The 21,896-nt window shown below is 59.4% G+C and carries 18 protein-coding genes and 2 tRNA genes; 5 read left to right on the top strand and 15 right to left on the bottom strand.

What is annotated here, in order from left to right; all coding sequences use genetic code 11:
* Positions 1-699, top strand: coding sequence for a hypothetical protein (locus tag ACI514_RS19205; protein WP_160056331.1), 699 nt, complete (start codon positions 1-3; stop codon positions 697-699).
* Between the two features lie 875 nt (positions 700-1,574).
* Here the strand turns inward: ACI514_RS19205 and ACI514_RS19200 are convergent.
* The 4 genes from ACI514_RS19200 to ACI514_RS19185 form a co-directional block, all read right to left on the bottom strand.
* Positions 1,575-2,870, bottom strand: coding sequence for an AcvB/VirJ family lysyl-phosphatidylglycerol hydrolase (locus ACI514_RS19200; protein ID WP_405122214.1), 1,296 nt, complete (start codon positions 2,868-2,870; stop codon positions 1,575-1,577).
* Positions 2,870-5,509: a bifunctional lysylphosphatidylglycerol flippase/synthetase MprF gene (mprF, locus tag ACI514_RS19195; RefSeq protein WP_405122213.1), complete on the bottom strand. Its 2,640-nt coding sequence runs from the start codon at positions 5,507-5,509 to the stop codon at positions 2,870-2,872. The genes ACI514_RS19200 and mprF overlap by 1 nt, the downstream gene beginning before the upstream one ends.
* Before the next feature lie 278 nt (positions 5,510-5,787).
* Positions 5,788-5,864 (bottom strand) — tRNA-Met (locus ACI514_RS19190).
* A gap of 222 nt (positions 5,865-6,086) precedes the next feature.
* Positions 6,087-6,163: transfer RNA gene (locus ACI514_RS19185), tRNA-Met, on the bottom strand.
* Positions 6,164-6,443: 280 nt separating this feature from the next.
* Between ACI514_RS19185 and dinB the strand changes: the two genes are divergently transcribed.
* Entirely contained in the window at positions 6,444-7,505 is a 1,062-nt protein-coding gene (gene dinB / locus ACI514_RS19180; protein ID WP_160056337.1) for a DNA polymerase IV, read from the top strand.
* A gap of 102 nt (positions 7,506-7,607) precedes the next feature.
* On the opposite strand, the gene ACI514_RS19175 is transcribed toward dinB, so the two are convergent.
* The 4 genes from ACI514_RS19175 to ACI514_RS19160 all read right to left on the bottom strand — a co-directional run bounded on the left by ACI514_RS19175 (position 7,608) and on the right by ACI514_RS19160 (position 12,380).
* The gene (locus ACI514_RS19175) at positions 7,608-8,561 is read right to left on the bottom strand and encodes a hypothetical protein (protein ID WP_137217559.1); all 954 of its coding nucleotides are present in this window, start codon (positions 8,559-8,561) and stop codon (positions 7,608-7,610) included.
* Positions 8,562-8,578: 17 nt separating this feature from the next.
* Positions 8,579-10,294, bottom strand: coding sequence for a proline--tRNA ligase (locus tag ACI514_RS19170; RefSeq protein ID WP_160056339.1), 1,716 nt, complete (start codon positions 10,292-10,294; stop codon positions 8,579-8,581).
* 129 nt (positions 10,295-10,423) lie between these two features.
* Positions 10,424-11,983 carry an AmpG family muropeptide MFS transporter gene (locus tag ACI514_RS19165; RefSeq protein WP_160056341.1) on the bottom strand — a complete coding sequence of 520 codons (1,560 nt, stop codon included), beginning with the start codon at positions 11,981-11,983 and terminating at the stop codon, positions 10,424-10,426.
* Positions 11,984-12,026: 43 nt separating this feature from the next.
* Positions 12,027-12,380, bottom strand: a complete 354-nt coding sequence (locus ACI514_RS19160) for an MGMT family protein (RefSeq protein WP_160056343.1) — start codon at positions 12,378-12,380, stop codon at positions 12,027-12,029.
* A 164-nt stretch (positions 12,381-12,544) separates the two neighbouring features.
* On the opposite strand from ACI514_RS19160, the gene ACI514_RS19155 reads away from it, so the two are divergent.
* Positions 12,545-13,552, top strand: coding sequence for a DUF481 domain-containing protein (locus ACI514_RS19155; RefSeq protein WP_160056345.1), 1,008 nt, complete (start codon positions 12,545-12,547; stop codon positions 13,550-13,552).
* Positions 13,553-13,714: 162 nt separating this feature from the next.
* Here ACI514_RS19155 and ACI514_RS19150 read toward each other — a convergent pair whose 3' ends face one another.
* The gene (locus ACI514_RS19150) at positions 13,715-13,924 is read right to left on the bottom strand and encodes a cold-shock protein (RefSeq protein ID WP_002554837.1); all 210 of its coding nucleotides are present in this window, start codon (positions 13,922-13,924) and stop codon (positions 13,715-13,717) included.
* Positions 13,925-14,278: 354 nt separating this feature from the next.
* On the opposite strand from ACI514_RS19150, the gene dcd reads away from it, so the two are divergent.
* Complete coding sequence (gene dcd / locus ACI514_RS19145; protein ID WP_007918616.1) at positions 14,279-14,845, top strand: dCTP deaminase; 567 nt, start codon at positions 14,279-14,281, stop codon at positions 14,843-14,845.
* A gap of 107 nt (positions 14,846-14,952) precedes the next feature.
* Positions 14,953-15,162 carry a hypothetical protein gene (locus ACI514_RS19140; protein ID WP_016986417.1) on the top strand — a complete coding sequence of 70 codons (210 nt, stop codon included), beginning with the start codon at positions 14,953-14,955 and terminating at the stop codon, positions 15,160-15,162.
* Between the two features lie 42 nt (positions 15,163-15,204).
* Here the strand turns inward: ACI514_RS19140 and pdeM are convergent, their stop codons facing one another.
* The 6 genes from pdeM to ACI514_RS19110 all read right to left on the bottom strand — a co-directional run bounded on the left by pdeM (position 15,205) and on the right by ACI514_RS19110 (position 21,864).
* Positions 15,205-15,861, bottom strand: coding sequence for a ligase-associated DNA damage response endonuclease PdeM (pdeM, locus tag ACI514_RS19135; protein ID WP_160056347.1), 657 nt, complete (start codon positions 15,859-15,861; stop codon positions 15,205-15,207).
* A complete protein-coding gene (locus ACI514_RS19130) occupies positions 15,858-18,347 on the bottom strand; it encodes a ligase-associated DNA damage response DEXH box helicase (protein ID WP_405122212.1) in 2,490 nt (829 codons plus the stop codon). The genes pdeM and ACI514_RS19130 overlap by 4 nt, the downstream gene beginning before the upstream one ends.
* A gap of 171 nt (positions 18,348-18,518) precedes the next feature.
* On the bottom strand, positions 18,519-19,283 hold the full coding sequence (locus ACI514_RS19125) for an ABC transporter ATP-binding protein (protein ID WP_007918612.1): 765 nt from the start codon (positions 19,281-19,283) through the stop codon (positions 18,519-18,521).
* 13 nt (positions 19,284-19,296) lie between these two features.
* Entirely contained in the window at positions 19,297-20,415 is a 1,119-nt protein-coding gene (locus tag ACI514_RS19120; protein ID WP_160056351.1) for a succinylglutamate desuccinylase/aspartoacylase family protein, read from the bottom strand.
* Positions 20,416-20,428: 13 nt separating this feature from the next.
* On the bottom strand, positions 20,429-21,139 hold the full coding sequence (locus ACI514_RS19115; RefSeq protein ID WP_034154960.1) for an ABC transporter permease: 711 nt from the start codon (positions 21,137-21,139) through the stop codon (positions 20,429-20,431).
* Complete coding sequence (locus ACI514_RS19110; protein ID WP_160056353.1) at positions 21,136-21,864, bottom strand: ABC transporter permease; 729 nt, start codon at positions 21,862-21,864, stop codon at positions 21,136-21,138. Before ACI514_RS19110 ends, ACI514_RS19115 begins: the two co-directional genes overlap by 4 nt.
* Between the last annotated feature and the right edge of the window lie 32 nt (positions 21,865-21,896).

The raw sequence follows: 21,896 nt of genomic DNA, 5'->3' as shown, positions 1-21,896 counted from the left end.
ATGTCGTCAAACGCGGATCACAACTACGAACTCATTGAGTTCGTGGCTGAAGGCTTGGGGGAGGCGTTTCTCGCCGAAGTTGCTTTTGTTGGCGGTTGCACAACCGCCATGCTGGTTACAGATACAGCAGTGCTGGACGACATTCGTTTCACTGATGACGTTGATCTAGTGATCGAGCTGGCCGGTATCAGCGCCTGGAACCATCTCACCGAACGGCTGGCGGCCAAGGGATTCAAGATCACGGGTGAGGACGAGGTCAATTGTCGTTTTCGCTTCAATGACGTTGTCGTGGATGTCATGCCTTCCGACCCTGCAGTGCTCGGCTATGCCAACCGCTGGTTCGTCGAGGGGCTGGCGAGGGCGGATAAATTCACCCTGCCCAGCGGCACTGTCATCCAGATATTCCAGCCCACTTATTTTCTCGCGACGAAACTGGAAGCTTTCGCCGGTCGGGGAAATGGCGATCCTTATCACAAGGATGTCGAGGACATGATCATCTTGATCGATGGTCGGCCTGAGCTGTTGGAGGAGGTGGGCCAAGCTGACAAGGACCTCAAGGCGTTCATCACAGAGGGAGTCCAGAAGCTGATGGCGCTCGATGGGGTTGGCTACGTGATCGAAAGTTCAGGCTCGGTGCAGGCGAATCCAGGCAGAGGGCAGATTATTCACAGGCGTATGAAAGCGCTGGTCAACGCATGAGATACCACTCCCGATCAATCACTGGGCAAGCCAGCAGAGGAAATAATGACTATGCCGGAGCGACCTGTGAGGGTGGCAGTGGGTTTTTTGTTGTCGCGGATGGCACTTCGAGGCGCGGCAGTGGACAGTTGGCTGAAAGCTTCGTAAGCGGCATGTTGGCGGCTCATTCCACACAGATGGAGCAGGGGAGCTATCCTGCAGAACCCGCAGCTGTTGAGCGCCTATTGGTTTCAATACTGTCGGATTTTCATGCGTCGTTGCCTGCTGATCAGACGGGAGCCATCTGTTACCTGATTGGCTTGGTCGCTCATGGCCGACTCACCATTGCATACGAGGGAGACTGTTCATGCGGGATTGTGACGCTGGCGGGTGCCATCGAGTGGATTACGCCACCTCACTGCAAGGCCAATTGGCGGCGCGACCGTTCGCACTGTGAGTTGGCGCAAGATCCAGCTCGACATTCAGTAACGCGATGCTTGAAGATCAATCGGGGCCCGAACCCTGACTTTGTTTGTTGTGCACTGGACGCTGTTGAGCGCTTGGTATTTGTCACGGATGGCTTTTGGGCGGACTTGACCCAAGTGCAGCAAAGCAGTTTGTTGGCGGCGCCGGATAGCGACATTAGCGTTGGCGACGATGATGTCACGTGGATAGATGTTCAGCTTGGCCGGCGAGACTGACGCGTTGTCTGAATCCAGCGCCATCCCTTGTAGGAGTGAGCCTGCTCGCGAAGGCGTAGTGTCAGTCGGCGAATCTGTAAACTGACCCACCGCTTTCGCGAGCAGGCTCGCTCCCACAGGGGATTCTGGTGGCTGCTGAAATGTAAAAAGCCCCCGCAACCGTGAAGTTGCGAGGGCTTTTTGTGGGGGCTCAGATCACTCTTCGGCGACCGAGTCCTTGCTCTGGCGCTTCTCGATCAAGTCCACCAAACGCTTGGCCAGCGCTGGGTAGTTCTCGTCGAAGTGGTGGCCGCCAGGCAGTTTCACTGCTTCGCCGACTGCAGTCTTGTCCGTGCAGCCACTTTCATCGGTCTCTTCTTCACCGTAGATGCACACAACCTTGGCCGCTGGCAGCTTGGCCATCTCCGGGCCGGTGGCGGCTTCTTTGCCGGCGTTACCCAGCCAGCCTTCGACTTCGATTTCGAAGCTGCCGGTGCGGGCGAAGGCCAGCAGGATGATGGCGTCGACGCGTTGCTGCTCGGTTTCTGGCAAGCGGTTGTAGATCGCTGGCAATACGTCAGCACCGAACGAGTAGCCGGTGAGGATGAAGCGTTTGGTGCCCCATTTCTGCCGGTAGTGTTGCATCAGCTCGGTCAGGTCCAGCGCGCTTTGCTCCGGGCTCTTGTGCTGCCAGTAGTAGCGCAGGGTGTCGATGCCGACGACCGGATAACCGATCTTGGCCATTTCACCGGCCACGTCGCGGTCAAGGTCGCGCCAGCCGCCGTCACCGGAGAGGAACAGGGTCACGGTGTCTTTGGCTTGACCGGCCGGCACTTCAACCACCGGGATCGCCAGACCGCCGTTGGCCTTGTCGCCGCCGACGAGGATCTTGCGCAGCTCGTTGTTCAGCACTTGCGGCAGGTTGATGTCGTAGTCGCTGATGCTGGTTTCGGCGTTCGGTTGATCGCGCACGAAACCTGCGCTGGCGTCGTCCGGGTTGTCGTTCCACGCTGCCAGCCAGTGGCCGTGGGCGGCGGATTTCGGCAGCAGGTGCGTGCAGCCACCTTTTTCCAGAGCGAGGTCGACGGAGATGGCTTGGGCCTTGTCGTCTTTCTGTTCCGCCAACCAGCGCCATGCGAGCACAGCACCCGGGCCGATACCGCTGACCAAAGTGGCCGGGCCATTCAGTTCACGCAGGCCCGATTGCAGGGCGCGGCTTTGCAGCAGGCAGTCCTTGGGCAGAATCACTTGAACGATCTGCGCCGAGGCGCTGCGGCTCAGGGTGGTCAGTTGTTTTTCACTGAGTTTCTGGTCGTCGTTGACCGCGACCAGCACCTGCGCCTTGGGCTTGGTGCCCGGGATGACGCGGGTCATGGCGGCGCCATCGGCCGGGGTCAGCTGTTCTACGGTCGGTTCCGGTGCCGGACGTTTGAGGTACCAGAAACCGCCGCCGGCAATCACGGCCAGCACGATCAGTGCGGCCAGGATGTACTTCAGGGAGCGTTGAATCATCAGCGTTTCACCAATCCAGTCAAGCCGCCCGCGATCAGGGCAGCAGTGTCGGCCAGCGCCACCAACGGATCGAGTCCGGCGGGCACGGCCATATAACGGGGTTCCCAGTCAGGCTGGAACTTGTCTTTGAAGCGGCGCAAGCCTTGGAAGTTGTACAGCTGCTCACCACGGCGGAAAACCATCGAGCCCAGACGCTGGGTCAGCGGTGCACCACGGCGGGGTTGCAACCCCGACAACGGCACCATGCCCAGGCTGAAACGCGCGTATCCGTGACTCTTATAGTGTTGAATCAGGCCGACCATCATGAATTCCATGGTCAGCTTCGGCGCATCCGGGTGCGCGCGCATCAGGTCGAGACTGGCCAGGTCATGGCTATAAGTTTCGAGCAGGTTGGCGAACGCCACCGGGCGACCTTCGAAGCGAATCACCGCGATGCGGAAATGCTTCAGGTAATCGTCGCTGAAACGGCCGAGGGAGAAACCTTTCTCGCGCACGTTCTTGCCGGTCAGCCACGCATCGGAAATAACTTTCAGCTCATCCATCGGCGCCTGACCGGGCTCGTGGATTTCCAGCGACAAGCCATCGCGGGTGCCACGGTTCCAGGTGTAACGCAGATCCTTCATCTCTTTACCCTTGGCTTCCAGGTCAAAGCGATGCAGATCGACCCGGGCTTCTTCGCCCAATTTGATCGCGGTCAGGCCGATGTCCATGTAGTACGGCAGGTTCTCCGCGCGCACCTGATAGAACACTGGGCGGGCATGGTGAATATCGCAGAGGTCGCGGAACTGCCAGATCATCTCGGCGCGTTGCTGGCCGGGGCCGATCGGGTCATACAGCGCCACGAGGCTGCGGCCACGGCGTGCGTACATCAGGAACGCTTCGTCGTTCTGGTGAAACAGCAACGCCTTGTCACCGGTCAGCGCGAGGCCACCGTCGGGTTGTGACGAGGCCATCAGGATCTTTGCCGCGCGATCGAGTTCGTCGGGCGTCGGCAAATGAATGACCGGGCGTGCGGTGCGCAGCAGCCAGGTCAGCGCGATCACCAGCAACAGCACAGCAGCGCCGAGCAGCGAACGCAGGCCACGCGGTGCGTCAGCATCAAGGGTGAACTGCCACCACAGTTGGTGGCTGTAGGGCACGTCTTGATAGGCGAACAGTAGCAGCCACGTCGATGCACCGAGGACGCACAGGCTGGCCACCAGATACAAAGGCGAGAAGGGCAGTTCGGTCAGACGACTCGGGCGATAGAACGAACGGCGGAACACGCCGAGCAGCGCAGCCGTCAGGGTCATCAGCGTCGCTTCTTCCCAGTCGAAGCCTTTAAGCAGCGAGAGCAGGGCGCCGACCAGCAGCAGAATGGTGGTCAGCATCCACGCCGCCGACAGGCGACGACGCAGGCCTTGAGCGAGCATCAGGCAGAGCACGCCGATCAGGCTGGCGCCGAAGTGCGAAGCGTCGACCAGACGATGCGGGATCAGAAAGCCGATGTGCTCCAGACGCGTGTCGATCTCGGGAGTAGCGCCGGAAAACAGCAGCACCACACCGGACAGGAACACCAGCACCGCCAGAATCGGCGCGGCCAGACCAGACGCTGCGCGCATGGTCTGGGTTTGAAACAGGCGCTGACCTTCGTTGATCAGCAGGAATACGCAGGCGACCAGCAGTGGCAGCACTACGTAGATCAGGCGATACAGCAGCAGCGCCGCGGCCAGTGGTGCGGCACCGAGTTTGTCGGCGAAGGCGGCCAGCAGAATCGCTTCGAACACACCGACGCCACCGGGTACATGGCTGAGCACGCCAGCCGCCAATGCCAACAGGTACACCAGCAGGAACGCACCAAACGGTGGCGCTTCCGGCAGCAATAGATAGAGAACGGTGGCGGCAGCCGCAACGTCGAGGGCGGTAATGATCAGTTGCAGGAACGTCAGGCGTCGCCCAGGCAAACGCAGCGTGCGGCGACCAACCCTGACCAGCAGGTTGTCGCGCAACGGTTGTTCCGGCAGGCGCCGACGGTAGATGCCAATAGCCAGTACTGCGCCCAGCGCCAGCACTACAGCGGCAACTGTGCCGAGCAGACCTTCGGATAATCCCAGCGCCTGCGAGGCAGCAGGCAGGTCGCTCAGCGTTGCCAGTGCCGCCAGCGGCGGCAAGGCGCAGCCCAGCGACAGACTGGCGAACAAGGTCATGTGCGCGACTTCCGACGCCCCCAGACCCAGTCGTGCATATAAGCGGTAGCGAACCGAGCCACCGGACAGCAACGACAGACCGATCGCATTGCCAATCGCAAACGCGGTGAATCCGCCCAGCGCCAATGTGCGCGGTGGCAGGGTCACGCCGGCATAGCGGCTGGCCGACCATTCGTAGCCCAAGAGAATAATGAAGCCGACCACGGTCGCGCCGAACGCACCGAGCAGGGCGGGTTTCGGCACGTCGAGAATCGAGTCGTGCAGTGCATCGAGATCGAGTTCGGCGAGCAGATGACGACAGGCAATCAGCGCAATGGCGAACAACAGCAAAGTCACCGCCAGACCAATCGGTTGTCGGTATTTGCTCAACCGATCCAGCAAGCGCAAACGCTCGGGTTTGATCGGATGTTCCGCTGTGACGGTGTCTTGTGGATCAGACGAGTTGGCGCGCATCAATCACCTCTTGGATTGTGCGCGACAGGATGGAGGTATCCAGCCAAGTTACCAATCCCTGTAGAAAAAAATAATCACAAAATACTACGCCTCTCACCGGGTATCGGCGAGGGCAGTTCCTGGATTGCAGACGTCTTGCCTGCGACTCAAGCATAGTCGCAAGTGAGTACTTCTGAAGATCCCAAGCGTTCACTGCACAGTGACAGATCATTGTTGCGAAAGGACTTTTTCAACAGATACAAAAAAGGCCACTCTTTCGAGTAGCCTTTTTTGATGTTTGGTTGCGGGAGCCGGATTTGAACCGACGACCTTCGGGTTATGAGCCCGACGAGCTACCAGACTGCTCCATCCCGCGTCTGTGTGGCGGCATTCTACAGACGAACGACGGGGTGTCAACCGCTAATCCCGGAAAGGGTCAAATAAGTGTGAAATAGCGTCAAACGGTCGCAGGTAGCGCGTTAAGCTTCGGAAATGCAAAGAATTCCTGTTTGGCGATTGCTTCTCTATAAGAGGAGGAAATCGACAAAACAGACGCGCACAAAAAAGGCCACTCTTTCGAGTAGCCTTTTTTGATGTTTGGTTGCGGGAGCCGGATTTGAACCGACGACCTTCGGGTTATGAGCCCGACGAGCTACCAGACTGCTCCATCCCGCGTCTGTGTGTCGGCATTCTACAGAGGAACGCCGGGGTGTCAACCCGCAATCTGGATAAAATCTGTTGAGGTTCAATCGGTTAGCGCTTTTTCTCGGGTGTTTTTCGCGCTGCAGGGCAGGTGGAGCAAGGCTTTCAGCTCTATTGGAGGCCTCTCGTCGATTGATAAAATAAATTCAACGGACATTTCCTACCGCCTGGAAAGAACATTCATACCACTGGTGCTATATACAGGTGTCAGTGAGATACTGCCGATCCGGTTCGCCACGTTTCCTTTTCTGACATGACTCAGCGAAAAATCATCCACATTGACTGCGATTGCTTTTACGCCGCCATAGAGATGCGCGATGACCCGCGCCTGGCCGGTAAGCCGTTGGCGGTGGGTGGTTCGGCGGACCGACGCGGGGTGATTGCCACCTGCAACTATGAAGCGCGGGCCTATGGCGTGCGTTCGGCGATGGCGTCGGGGCATGCCTTGAAACTGTGCCCGGACCTGACCATCGTCAAGCCGCGTATGGAGGCGTATCGCGAGGCTTCGAGAGAGATTCATACGATTTTTGCCGATTACACCGACCTGATCGAGCCGTTGTCGCTGGATGAGGCTTATCTCGACGTATCCGATAGCGCGCATTTTGGCGGCAGTGCCACGCGCATCGCTCAGGACATCCGTCGGCGCGTCTCCAATCAATTGCACATCACCGTGTCTGCGGGTGTGGCGCCGAACAAGTTTCTGGCGAAAATCGCCAGCGACTGGAAAAAGCCCAACGGGCTGTTCGTTATTACCCCGGATCAGGTGGAGGATTTCGTCAGCGGTTTGCCGGTGAGCAAGTTGCACGGCGTCGGCAAGGTCACGGCCGATAAGCTGGGCAAGCTCGGCATCGTTGACTGCTCGCAGTTGCGCGAGTGGGACAAATTGGCGCTGGTGCGCGAATTTGGCAGTTTTGGCGAGCGACTGTGGAGTCTCGCCCGTGGGATCGATGACCGGTTGGTGCACAACGACAGTCGGCGTCAGTCAATCAGCGTGGAAAACACCTACGACGTTGATCTGCCGGATCTGCGCAGTTGCCTCGACAAACTGCCAGAGCTGCTGGAAACCCTGAAAAACCGTATGGCGCGGATCGACAGCAGTTATCGGCCGGGCAAGCCGTTCGTCAAAGTGAAGTTTCATGACTTTACCCAGACGACGCTCGAGCAGGCCGGGGCAGGGCGGGATCTTGGCAGTTATCAGTTGATGCTGACGCAGGCGTTCAATCGCGGCGGGAAACCGGTGCGGTTGTTGGGGGTTGGGGTGCGGCTGGAGGATTTGCGCGGCGGGTTTGAGCAGATGGAGTTGTTCGAACGTTAAAGTCAAAAGATCGTCCGAACGCGGCCCGAGCCTTCGGCAGCTCCTACAGGAAAACGCGTTCCAATGTAGGAGCTGCCGAAGGCTGCGATCTTTTAATAGGCCTTAATTCGGCCCGGGATCCGCCACCAGACGCCCGGCATCCTTGGTCAGCGACTTGAGAAACTCAGTCTGTAACTCAGGATCGTTGCGCGTCAGTTCGATCAGGCTTTGTTCCAGCTCGCTGGCTTCTTCTTCCAGGCCCAGTTCCGACAGGCGTTTGACCCGGTGCACCCACTGGCTCACTTCGTCGTCTTCCAGGTCGTCGTAAATCAGCCCGTGCGCTTCCAGTAACTTGCCGCGCAGATGACTGCTGATCATCAGCGACGAATCAGAGTGCACGTCATCCTTGGCGTCTTCGACACTGATCTGCAATTTGCCGACATGGTTGAGGTCATTTTCGGCAAACGGGCTGTCGAGCAGGTTCAGACGCAGCACACCATTACGATCGGTGGTCATGTCAAAGGTCTGCTTGCCAGCCTTGACCTGCACTGGCCGCTCGCTCCACGGCAGGCTCGAATACTCCGTACGCTTGTCGCGCTGGACTTCATCGATGCCGGCGAGGTTCTGTTGTGCACGACCGTTGGACTGTACGTTCATGAACGGGTTGAGCCCGGCAAAACCGTAGCTCAGCCAGTCCTTGGTGATGCTGTCCGGCAGGTTGCCGAGGGCGAACACATTGACCACGTTGGCGCCGACGCCACCGACTACGGCCACCGCACCCAGCGGAATCTCGTAGACCTCCCGCCAAGGCTGGTAAGGCGTGTAGCGATCGTAGCGACGTGTCACTTCGAACTCGGTGACTTCAAAAGTCTTCTGTTCGTTGATCTTCACGCGTCGCTGCGGCAGCTCAAGCTCCTTAGGCTCGCCGACATCAATCTGCAAGCTATGGTCGAGCAACTTTCGCTCGACCCGCTCTTCGTGCTCGCTGCGTTGTGACATGTGATTGGCACAGCCGCTGACCAGCAGGGCACCGCACAGGGCGGTGCCACCGAGGCCTAAGGTGTTTCGCTTGAACATGACGTCTCTATCTGGTTTCAGCGGCGGATACGGGCCTGCAGGAAGGACAATACGTCGGCCACCGGCAATGCTTGCGCTTCGCCTTCGGTACGGCTCTTGTATTCCAGGTTGCCTTCGGCGAGGCCTCGGTCGCTGACCACGATCCGGTGAGGAATGCCGATCAGCTCCATGTCCGCGAATTTGATGCCCGGGCTGGTTTTCTTGTCGCGATCATCCAGCAGCACTTCGAAGCCGGCCGCCGTCAGTTCGGCGTACAGCTTGTCGGTGGCTTCGCGCACCTGCTCGGTTTCATAGCGCAGCGGTACCAGAGCAATCTGGAACGGCGCCAGGGTGTCACTCCAGATGATGCCGTTTTCGTCGTTGTTCTGTTCGATGGCAGCTGCCACCACGCGGGAAACGCCGATGCCGTAGCAACCCATTTCCAGGGTCACTGGCTTGCCGTTCTCGCCCAGCACTTCGCACTTCATCGCCTTGCTGTACTTGTTTCCCAGCTGGAAGATGTGGCCGACTTCGATACCGCGTTTGATTTCCAGCGTGCCTTTGCCGTCCGGGCTTGGATCGCCGGCAACCACGTTGCGCAGGTCAGCCACGGTCGGAACTGGCAGATCACGCTCCCAGTTCACGCCGAAGTAGTGCTTGTCGTCGATGTTCGCGCCGATACCGAAGTCGCTCATCAGCTCGACCGAGCGGTCGATGATGATTGGCAGCGGCAGGTTCAGCGGGCCCAGGGAACCGGCGCCGGCGCCGATGGCGTCACGCAGTTCGGCATCGGTGGCCATGACCAGCGGGCTGGCGACGCCAGGTTGCTGGGCAGCCTTGATTTCGTTGAGTTCGTGGTCGCCACGGATGACCAGTGCGATCAGCTTGCCTTCTTCTTCGGCACGCACGATCAGGGTCTTGATGGTCTTCTCAATCGGCAGATTGAATTTCTCCACCAGCGCCGCGATGGTTTTGGTGTCTGGGGTGTCGACCAGACGCAGCTCTTCGGTCGCAGCGGCGCGCGAAGTTTCGCGTGGCACGGCTTCGGCTTTTTCGATATTCGCTGCGTAGTCGGAACCGTTGCTGAAGACGATATCGTCTTCGCCGGACTCGGCCAGCACGTGGAATTCGTGCGAGCCAGCGCCACCGATCGAACCGTTGTCGGCTTCAACCGGACGGAATTTCAGGCCCAGGCGGGTGAACACGTTGCAGTAGGCCTGGTGCATGCGGTCGTAGGTGACCTGCAGCGAGGCTTGATCAGCGTGGAACGAGTACGCGTCCTTCATGATGAATTCGCGGCCGCGCATCAAACCGAAGCGTGGGCGGATTTCGTCACGGAACTTGGTCTGGATCTGATACAGGTTGATCGGCAGCTGTTTGTAGCTGCTCAACTCGTTGCGCATCAGATCGGTGATCACTTCTTCGTGGGTCGGGCCCGCGCAGAAGTCGCGACCGTGGCGGTCTTTGATGCGCAGCAGCTCAGGGCCGTATTCTTCCCAGCGCCCCGATTCCTGCCACAGCTCGGCCGGTTGGGTGCTCGGCATCAACACTTCCAGAGAGCCGGCGGCGTTCATCTCTTCGCGAACGATGGCTTCAACCTTGCGCATAACCCGCAGACCCATGGGCAGCCAGGTGTACAGGCCGGAGGCGAGCTTGCGGATCATGCCGGCGCGCAACATCAGCTGGTGGCTGATCACGACCGCATCGGAAGGTGTTTCTTTCTGTGTGGCGAGCAAAAATTGACTGGTGCGCATGGTTGGCCGTTGTCGGTTGCTATGACTGGAAATGACTCCGCAGTGTACCGGCGAGTTTTGCCGACGTACAGGCGTGAGGTCAGTGGGGAGGCACGACGGCGGGATTCCTCCCGCCGTTGCCGAAACGTCTTACGATTCTTCTGTGACCGGCGTCGGCACAGGCTCGGGCGTTGGCGTCGGGCCTTCGCGGCGGCTTTCCTGAAACCAGTGCAGGGCGATCAGAATCAACGTCGGCACGCCGAGCAGGGCGGTGATCAGGAAGAAGCTGTGGTAACCGAACTTCTCGACCAGGACCCCGGAATAGCCGCCCATCAGGCGCGGCAACAGCAACATGATCGAGCTGAGCAGTGCGTATTGCGTGGCCGAGAATTTCAGATTGGTCAGGCTCGACAGATAGGCTACGAACGCCGACGTCGCCAGGCCCGAGCTGAAGTTGTCGAGGGAAATGGTCACCACCAGCATCTGCAGGTTCGGGCCCATGTCGGCGAGCATGACGAAAAGCAGGTTGGTGGCTGCGGAAGCGATGCCGCCAATAAACAAAATCGGCAGAATGCCAAAACGCACGATCAGCAGGCCGCCCATGCCGGCGCCGACCAGTGTCATGATCAGGCCGAAAATCTTGCTGACGCTGGCAATCTGATCCTTGGTAAAGCCTTGGTCGATGTAGAACACGTTGGCCATGACGCCCATCACCGTGTCCGACATCCGATAGGTGGCGATCAGGCCGAGCAGCAGCAGCGCCTGCCAGCGATAACGCAGAATGAAGTCATTGACCGGTGTCAGCACCGGTGCGAGGCCGCGACGGCCCATGGTCGACAGACACAGGCCGGTGAGCAGCGTATAGAGAATCGCGCGCAGGAAGGCGCGGTCTTCCAGCAGCAGGTCAAGCGGACTCATGTCACCGAACAGCACGCTGGCGAAATCAGTGTTGTAGAGCTGGGTGAACATCGCCGGTACCGAGACCAGCAAGACGATCAGCACAAACACCGACATCAGTTGATGCATGAAGGTGTAGCGCCCGGCCTGCAACTGTGTGCGCAGCGGTACCGGTGGCTCGCGCATGAACAGCGTGGTCAGCAGCGCGGGAATCATCAGCGCGCCGAACAGCGCGTAAGTGCCGGCCCAGGCAGAGTGCTGATAGTTGAAGCCCGTGGAGCCAAAGCCTTCGGCGAAGAACAACGCGCCGGCAGTCGCCAGCAGTGCAGCCACGCGATAACCCGACATGTAACTGGCGGCGAGGGCGGCCTGGCGATTGTCTTCGGCGATTTCCAGGCGATAGGCATCCACCGCGATATCTTGAGTGGCGGAGGCGAAAGCGACGACGACTGCAATGGCGATCAGCCAGGACAGATGCTTCTGCGGATCGCAGAAACCCATGCCGATCAGGCCGAGGATCACCAGCGCCTGCGAAAGCACCAGCCACGAACGGCGACGGCCAAGCTTGCCCAGCAACGGCAGGCGCCATTGGTCGAGCAAAGGTGACCAGACCCATTTGAACGCATAGGCCAGACCGATCAGGCTGGCATAGCCGATGGTTTCACGGGCGACACCGGCTTCACGCAGCCAGACGGAAAGCGTAGAGAACACCAGCATGTACGGCAGGCCGGCGGCGAAACCGAGCAACAACAGCACGAGCGTCGAAGGACTGGCATAAGCGGCTAGCGCGGCGCGCCAGGTTTTACGGGGCATGGGCTGAAGTCTGCCTCAAGATTGCGAAAACAAAGCGCGCACTCTAACCGCTGTGCTCTACCGGACGCCAGCCATGGCGCTGAATATCCACACGATTGTTCTGGACGGTGATGCCTTCCATGCGCAATCGGGCCCGTTGTTCATCGCCCGACGGGCTGCCCACCGGCAAGCTGATCCGACCGCCGGCGCCCAGCACGCGGTGCCAGGGCAGTTTGGTATCGCCTGGCAACTGACTCAGGGTGCGGCCGACCCAGCGCGCGGCGCGCCCCAACCCGGCCAGTTCAGCTAGCTGGCCATAACTGACGACTTTGCCTTCTGGCACTTGGGCGAGCGTCGAGTAGAGCGCCGTGCGTCGGATTTGCGCATCGTTTTCTACGCTGTCGAGCGGGTCTTTCACGTACGCGGTTCCTGAGCATGAACAGTTTGATGGCTTTCAGAGTAATCGGTGATCAGCCAGTTGAGAAATGAACTCATCAGAAATAGTCCGGTCAGTCCTTGTCAGGGTCTTATTCCTACGGATAATGCCGACCTTTTTCGCAAACTTGAGCCTTAGATTCGCTTATGTTGTCCAGATCCTTGTTGTGCCTTGCTGTTTTCAGTGCGTCCACGCCCCTGCTTGCCGACACCGTCTGGTTGAAGAACGGTGACAAGTTGAGCGGCACTATCACCGTGTTCGACGGTGGCAAGCTGTTGATCCAGACCAAGTACGCCGGTGCGGTTACGATTGACTGGAAAGAGGTCAAAACCCTGGACAGCGATCAGCACTTGCTGGTCAAGCAGGACGCCTACACCGGTGAAGTGTCCAAGTCGCTGACGGCCGCCGAAGATGGCAAAGTCACCCTGGCCAACGGTGAGGCGCCGAAAACTGTGGAACTGGCGAGCATTCAGCAGATTCTCAGGCCAAAACCGGTGGTCGAGGATCTGGTGTGGAAGGGCAATGTCGACCTGGCGCTGGACTATCAGCGCGCCGAGAAAGACACCGATGACTACGATGTCGGCTTCAAGACCACCGCGCGTCATGGTCGCTGGCGCCATACTGCCGAAGGCGAGTACAACCGCGAAGTGCAGGACGACGAGACCACTACCGACAATTGGCGCGCCGAATATGCACTGGACCGCTTCCTCACCGATCAATGGTTCTGGCAGGGTCGTCTGAACTACAAGCGCGATCACATCGAAGAGCTGGCTCGTCAGCGCGTGGTCGGTACCGGTCCCGGCTATCAGTTCTGGGATGACGAGTTGGGGGCTTTCTCGCTGGGTTCGCTGCTCAACCGTACCGATTACGAGTATCGCGATGGCAGCAAGGACAACTTCTATTCTGTCGCCATGAAGTGGGATTACAACCGCTACCTGATCGGCAAGAAGGTCGAGTTCTTCACCAACGGTGAAGTGGGCAAGCCGCTGTCCGGTGTTGCCGATTACGCGCTGGATGCTGAATTGGGGCTGCGCTACAAGGTCACCGACTGGGCCTCGCTCAACCTCAAGGCCGAGCGCGACATCATCAGCGGCACCAACGATGCAGACTTGAACAAGACCCGCTACACCGCAGGGTTTGGCGTAGCCTGGTAAGGCACAAGCAAAAGATCGCAGCCTTCGGCAGCTCCTACAGAGGATTGATGTACATCCAAGGAGCTGCCGAAGGCTGCGATCTTTTTTTGCGAGCTGAAAAACAGGCGCCCACAAAAAAGCCCCGCTTTTAAGGGCGGGGCTCTTTTCTAAAGAAGCTACAAGTTAGATAACTTGTACTTCTTCAGCTTGCATGCCTTTCTGACCGCGGGTAGCGATGAAAGAAACCTGTTGGCCTTCTTTCAGGCTTTTGAAGCCGTCGGATTGGATAGCTTTGAAGTGAACGAACAGGTCGTCACCGGATTGTGGAGTGATGAAGCCGAAGCCTTTTTCATCGTTGAACCACTTAACGGTACCGGTTTGGCGATTAGACATGGTGTAACTCCTTGAACAAAGATAACTGCGACTCAGGAAGAACCCTGGCCGAGACTGAGTGCAAAGAGCAGGAAAAATTCTTGTAGATGGTTGGATCGAAATTCAACATATCGTGTAGAGATTCTCAGTGACACAAGCAACACAGTGACGCCACCTTAACCCAGTTTCCGAGAAGTGCCAATGCTTCTTGCGAAGGTTTCTCTGTTTTCGGGATCGGCGGTGTGACGGTTCGTCGCCAAAGCCCGTATTTCATGGGTGTTCGGCGAGAATTGCACCGCGCACTTTGAACCCGGCGGCGCGCCCGGTAAGATGCCGGACAGAATTTTTCCACCTCGCTATTCAGGACACCCCGCCATGAGCATCAAATCGGACAAGTGGATTCGCCGCATGGCGCAGGAACACGGCATGATCGAACCGTTCGTCGAGCGCCAGATGCGCGGCAGCGACGACAGCCGTGTGATCTCCTACGGTGTATCGAGCTATGGCTACGATGTACGTTGCACCAACCACTTCAAAGTGTTCACCAACATCAACTCGTCCATCGTCGACCCGAAAAATTTCGACCCGGGCAGCTTCGTCGACGTCCACAGCGACGTCTGCATCATCCCGCCGAACTCTTTCGCCCTGGCCAGCACCGTCGAATACTTCCGCATTCCGCGCAATGTGTTGACCATCTGCCTGGGTAAAAGCACCTACGCGCGTTGCGGCATCATCGTTAACGTCACGCCGCTCGAGCCTGAGTGGGAAGGCCACGTGACGCTGGAGTTCTCCAACACCACCAACCTGCCGGCGAAAATCTACGCCAACGAAGGCGTGGCGCAGATGCTCTTCCTTGAATCCGACGAGGAATGTGAAGTCTCTTACAAGGATCGCGGGGGCAAGTACCAGGGCCAGCGTGGCGTGACCCTGCCGCGCACCTGATCGGTCCATCCGACAGATCGCGGGAATTCTTTGGCGGGCAGACACTCTATGGGGTGTACTGCCCGTTTTTGCTTTCGGCAAAACGGGCCTTCGCCGAGGAGTGCCCTATGAAGATCGATCCGCAAATCACTGCCGAACTGGCAAGGCTCGAGCCCAATCAGATTGGCGTATTGGCCTGGTCCTTGTTGGCGCATCCGCCACTGAACATGGCCGGCGGAATTCCCGGTCAACCCGACCCAGATACCCCTAACGAACAACCGACCGAGCCGGGCGAACCGACCCTTCCGGACGAGCCGCCACCGGCGCCTGTCGCCTGATAAACCGTGAAAATGGCCAGTCAGATGAGGTCTGCAAAGACTTCAACTGACTGGCCATATTTCGTTATCACCGATGACGAAGATTCTGCAGCTTTCATCCTTCTCGACCGGATACCCTCCGGTAAAAGCGCCAAAGGCCGGCAGCAGGCTGACGCGTTCGCTTAGCCTGAAACACGCCAGACGCAAGCTCTGCCGACCCTTGCCGTGCAGCCGGTAGACCGGGTGTACGTGACCGGCCAGCACGTGTCTTTCAGGATGCGGGTCCGGTTCATGTTGCAAGGCGAATGGCCCGAGCAGCAGCGGTTCCGGCACCACCCGGATATTCAACGATTCAGGCGGATCACCGGCGCGTTTGTCGTGATTGCCGCGGATCAGCGTCATCGGTAGATCAACGTGGCGCGCACGCCATTGCGCCAATGCGTCCAGCGTGCCCGGCGCATGTGAACCAGGTCCGTGGAGGAAATCCCCGAGAAAGATCAACAACCGGCAGGGCAGCTTCGCCAACAACCGATCAATCACTTCGATATTGCTCGCCGTGGTGCCATGCGGGACCGGTTGACCAAGACTGCGATACGCCGCCGCTTTGCCGAAATGCACATCGGCAATCAGCAATGCCTGCTGCGCCGGCCAGTACAGGGCTTTTTCCGGCAAGAGCCAAAGTTCTTCGCCGGCCAGACGCACCGGGTAGGGCGCATTCATCGGGATTTATCCTTGTCGGCGCTATTCTCCAGATCACCGACCATTCGCCTGATGCGATCAGCGAGTTTTTCCGAACTCATGCTTTCGCGCATGCGTTCCACCAGCAGCGGAAACCCTAGCGGTGTAGGACGTTTAACCTGATGCACGTCCAGTTTCATCTGGTTGATCCGCTCCAGTGTCTGTTCCAAGCGACGAATATCCAGTTCTTCCCGTAGGACTTCTTCCCCGGCCTGCGCCAGCAACAGATTATCTGCATCGTATTGTTTGAACACTTCGAAGAACAGTCCGCTGGATGCCTGCACCTGCCGGGTACTTTTCGGTGCGCCGGGGTAGCCGGCGAAGACCAGTCCGGCAATCCGTGCGATCTCGCGAAAGCGCCGCAGCGCCAGTTCGCCGGCATTCAGGCTGGCCAGAACGTCCGCTAACAAATCATCAGCATTGAAGAGATCGGTATTCAAATACTCGGCCCAGTCGATCGGCGTAGCGCTGAGCAATTCCAGGCCGTAATCGTTCACCGCGATGGAAAACGTCACGGGCTGCCGTTGACTGACGCGCCATGCCAACAGGCTCGCCAGGCCCAGATGCACTTGGCGCCCGGCAAACGGATAAAGGAAAAGGTGCCAGCCTTCACGAGACTTCAATACTTCGGCCAACAGGTTTTCTGTCGTGGGCAAACCCGACCAGCGCATCTGGGTTTCCAGCAACGGTCGTAACGCCCGCATTTCCGGGCCGACAAACTCGCCTTGCGCGGCCTCGCTGAAACGCCTGACCACGGCTTCGGCCAATTCGTTGGAAAGTGGCATCCGCCCACCATTCCAGCGCGGTACGGCGGCTTTTTTCGCGGTGCTGCGTTTGACGTAAGCGGTCATGTTTTCCACTCGCACCAACTCCAGCAAACGCCCGGCGAAGAGAAAACCATCACCGGGTTTGAGCCGCGCGATAAAGCCTTCCTCGACACTGCCCAGCTGCTTGCCACCGCCACCCTTGCTCCAGAATTTCAAATGGATGCTCGCGTCGCTGACGATGGTGCCGATGCTCATGCGATGACGTCGTGCCAATCGTGCATCCGGTACGCGCCAGACGCCGTGCTCGTCGGGCTCGACCCGGCGGTAATCCGGATAGGCTGTCAGAGACATCCCGCCATGGCGTACGAAAGCCAGCGCCCAGGCCCAATCGGCGGGTGACAGGTCACGATAAGCCCAGGCGCCACGGACTTCTTCGTACAACTCATCGGGTAAAAATCCGCCACCGAGGGCCATGCTGACCAAATGCTGCACCAGCACATCCAGCGGTTTGTGCGGTGACAGGCGTGGTTCGATACGCCGTTGTTCGACGGCATCGCGGGCGGCGGCCGCTTCGATCAGTTCAAGGCTGTGCGTCGGCACCAGCGTCACCCGCGACGTGCGTCCTGGTGCGTGGCCAGAGCGACCGGCACGCTGCATCAGGCGGGCAACACCTTTGGCCGAGCCGATTTGCAGCACGCGCTCGACCGGCAGGAAATCCACGCCCAAGTCCAGGCTTGAGGTGCAGACCACGGCTTTCAACAGCCCGTTCTTCAAGGCCTGCTCGACCCAATCGCGAGTGTCGCGAGACAGTGAGCTGTGATGCAGGGCAATCAATCCGGCCCAGTCCGGCCGCGCCTCCAGCAGCGCTTGATACCAGATTTCCGATTGCGCCCGAGTATTGGTGAAGACCAGGGTGCTGGCGCAGGCCTCCAGTTCGGCGACCACTTGCGGCAACATCTTCAGACCGATGTGCCCGGCCCAGGGAAAACGCTCGATGGCCGGTGGGAGAAGGGTGTCGACCTTCAGCGATTTTTCGCTTTGTCCTTGAATGCTGACGCCACCGCCCTGTGGGATCAGCACTTGTTCGGCGTGGGATTGGTTGCCGAGGGTGGCGGACACGCCCCAGACGATCAGCTCAGGTTGCCAATGCCGCAGCCGGGCGAGGGCCAGTTGCAGTTGCACGCCGCGCTTGTTGCCCAGCAGTTCGTGCCATTCATCGACGACGATCATGCGCAGACTCGCCAGCGCCACCTGCGCATCGGCACGAGCGAGCAGCAGGGTCAGGCTTTCCGGGGTGGTGATCAGTGTGGTCGGCAGGCGTCGGCTCTGCCGGGCGCGCTCGCTGCTGCTGGTGTCGCCGGTGCGCAGCCCGATGCTCCACGGGATCTGCAAATCATCGACCGGTACCTGCAAGGCGCGCGCGGTGTCGGCGGCGAGGGCGCGCATGGGGGTGATCCACAGGACTGTCAGTGGTTCGGCGGGGGCTTTGCGTTTGCGCGGTATTTCGACGGCAGGCTGCGAGCGAGCGAAGCGATTGAGCGCGGCAAACCACACTGCGTAGGTTTTACCGGCGCCGGTGCTGGCATGGAGCAGGCCGGACTCGCCATTTTTGATCGCCGCCCACACCTGTTTCTGAAAGGCGAACGGCTTCCAGTCGCGGGCGCTGAACCAGATTTTTGCGTGGTCGGGAGATTTCGCCATGCGGGCTGCGCGCGCTCTGGAGGTGTTCTTCCAGTGACCACATCAGTTGGCGAAAGGTTTAATCAGGGTGACTGTGTAGGAGCTGCCGAAGGCTGCGATCTTTTGATCTTGATCTTTATAAAACAAGATCAAAAGATCGCAGCCTTCGGCAGCTCCTACAGGGGAGGGTGGCTATTTGAGGTTGCCGCTGAGGAATTGCTTCAGGCGTTCGCTTTTAGGGTTGCCCAGCACCTCTTCGGGCGCACCTTCTTCTTCCACCAGACCTTGGTGCAGGAACAACACCTGGCTGGAGACTTTGCGGGCGAAACTCATTTCGTGGGTCACCATGATCATGGTCCGGCCTTCTTCCGCCAGCCCTTGAATCACCTTCAACACTTCCCCCACCAGCTCCGGATCGAGCGCCGAGGTCGGCTCATCGAACAGCATCACCTCCGGCTCCATCGCCAATGCCCGGGCAATCGCCACGCGCTGTTGCTGCCCGCCAGAAAGAAACGCCGGGTATTGATCCGCCACCCGCGCCGGCAAACCGACTTTGTCCAGGTAACGCCGGGCGCGATCGTCGGCTTCCTGTTTGCTGCAACCCAGCACCCGGCGCGGAGCCATGGTGATGTTTTCCAGCACGGTCATGTGGCTCCACAGGTTGAAATGCTGAAACACCATCGCCAAACGCGTGCGCAGGCGTTGCAGTTCATCGGCGTCGGCGACGTGCATGCCGTGGCGGTCGGTGACCATGCGGATCGCCTGGCCATCGAGGCTCATGGCGCCATCGTTGGGTTGTTCGAGAAAGTTGATGCAGCGCAAGAAGGTGCTTTTGCCCGAGCCACTGGCGCCGATCAGGCTGATCACGTCGCCGGTTTTGGCCTTGAGCGAAACGCCTTTGAGCACCTGATGGTCGCCATAGCTTTTATGCAGGCCTTCAACGGTCAGTTTGTACATGGGACGAGCATCCTCAAGGCGAAAGTAGGTAGCCGCTGCGGTAGGCTTCAGCGCCCGCAACATGGGCGATGACCATGCCGGCCGTGGCCATGCGGCGCAGCGAGCGGGCGTACATCACGCCGGCGCTGGTGCAATGAATGGGGGTGATCCGGTCGTTGATCGGGTCGATGATTTCAGCGATCTGCTGCCCGGCTTCCAGGACTTGCCCCGCCGTGGCGGTGTACACCAGCAGGCCGCCGACCGGCGTGGTCACCGGCTCGACTCCCGCGAGAGGCGTGGCCGGGAACGGCAATGGCGGCTGCGGTTTGGTCTCGCCGACGATCGCATCGGACTGGATCAGGTAGTCGATCAGCGCCTGGCAGTCGCGGCTGGCCAGCGGATGGGTGACGTCACCCTGACCGCGCAACTCGACGGTCACCGAGAAACTGCCGAGCGGGATCTCGAAATGTTCGCCGAAGCGCTCCTTCAATTGCCACCACAGCAAAGTGAAGCATTCGTCGAACGACTGGCCGCCGGAATCGGTGGCCAGCAGGCTCGCCTGAGCTTCGATGTAGCGCGCCAGCGGTTCGACCTGCGGCCACGCTTCGGGCGTGGTGTAGAGGTGCACCACCGATTCGAAATCGCAGTGCAAATCCAGCACCATATCCGCATCGCAGGCCAGCCGTTGCAGGATCAGGCGCTGGGATTGCAGTTGCGTGCTGGCGGTCTGGCGGGCGAGGGCGTTGCGCAGATGCGTGCGAATCAGTTCGAGGTTGTGCTGCGGATCGTCATTCAGCTTGCCCTCGATGGCATTGCCGATTTCCTCGCTGAGGTCGACGAACCAGCGGTTGAAGTTCTGCCCGCTCTCCAGTTCGTAGCGGCCCAGCGGCACATCCATCAGCACTTGTTCGAGGCCGACCGGGTTGGCCACCGGCACCAGCACGATCTCGCTGCGCAGTCGCCCGGCCGCTTCCAGCTCGGCCAGACGTTGCTTGAGGTGCCAGGCGACGAGCATGCCGGGCAGTTCGTCGGCGTGCAGCGAAGACTGAATGTAAACCTTGCCCTTGGCCTGCTCCGGGCCGAAGTGGAAGCTGTGAATCTGTCGTGCGGTCCCCGGCAGCGGGGCCAGCAAGTCATGGATCAGGTGGCGCATTTGCAGGGTTGTCCTAGTGAGTCGGGCCGAGGAAGGCCAGCCATCGGCGTTCGGCAAGGCGGAACAGGCCGACCAGCGCAAAGGTAATGGTCAGGTAGATCAGCGCGGCGATGCCGAACGACTGAAAGGTCAGGAAGGTTGCCGAGTTGGCATCCCGGGCGACTTTCAGAATATCGGGGATGGTCGCGGTGAAGGCCACCGTGGTCGAGTGCAGCATAAGGATCACTTCGTTGCTGTAGTAAGGCAACGAACGGCGCAGGGCCGAGGGCATGATCACGTAGGCATACAGCTTCCAGCCGGTCAGCCCGTAAGCCTTGGCCGCTTCGACTTCGCCATGGTTCATGCTGCGGATCGCCCCGGCGAAAATCTCCGTGGTGTAGGCACAGGTGTTGAGGGCGAAGGCGAGGATCGTGCAGTTCATCGCATCGCGAAAGAAACTGTCGAGCAACGGCTGCGCGCGCACGGCGGCGAGGCTGTAAATGCCGGTGTAGCAGATCAGCAACTGGATATACAGCGGCGTGCCACGGAACAGGTAGGTGTAGAACTGCACCGGCCAGCGAATGTAAAAGTGTGGCGAGACCCGCGCGATCGACAGCGGAATCGACACCAGAAAACCGATGAAGATTGAAGCGCTGAGCAACCACATCGTCATTGCCAGCCCGGTGATGTTCTGGCCGTCGGTATAAAGGAAGGCGCGCCAGTATTCCTGCAGAAGTTCGATCATCTTACGGCCTCCCGGGCACCGGCGGCGTAGCGGCGTTCAAGCCAGCGCAGGATGAAATTAGAGGCACTGGTGATCAGCAGATAGATCAACGCGGCGAGAACCAGGAAGTAAAACAGTTGATAGGTGCTTTTACCGGCGTCCTGCGCGGCTTTGACCAGGTCGGCCAGGCCGATGATCGACACCAGCGCGGTGGCCTTGAGCATCACCATCCAGTTGTTACCAATGCCCGGCAGGGCAAAACGCATCATTTGCGGAAACACCACGTAGCGAAAGCGCTGGCCGCGTTTGAGGCCGTAAGCGGTGGCAGCTTCAACCTGACCGCGCGGCACCGCGAGGATCGCGCCACGGAAAGTTTCGGTGAAATACGCGCCATAGATGAAGCCCAGCGTCAGCACCCCGGCGCTGAATGGGTTGATCTCGATGTATTCCCATTCCATGTAGTCAGTCAGGGACGTCAGCCAGGTTTGCAGGCTGTAGAAAATCAGCAGCATCAGCACCAGATCCGGCACCCCGCGAATCAGCGTGGTGTAGAGCTGAGCGGGCAGGCGCACCAGTTTGACTTTTGACAGTTTGGCACTGGCGCCGAGCAGGCCGAGCAACACGGCCACCAACAGCGACAACGCCGATAATTTGATGGTCATCCAGGTGCCTTCCAACAGCAAAGGGCCAAAACCCTTGAGGCTGAAGGCAGAGAGCCCCAGATTTTGTAAGAGGTTTTCGAACATAAATCAGCAACCTGAGCGGATGGAAAAGGCGC

Source organism: Pseudomonas sp. M20 (genome assembly GCF_045037865.1).
GTDB lineage: Bacteria > Pseudomonadota > Gammaproteobacteria > Pseudomonadales > Pseudomonadaceae > Aquipseudomonas.
Note: the sequence above shows the minus strand (reverse complement) of the source record. Positions and strands in the feature narration are given on the sequence as shown.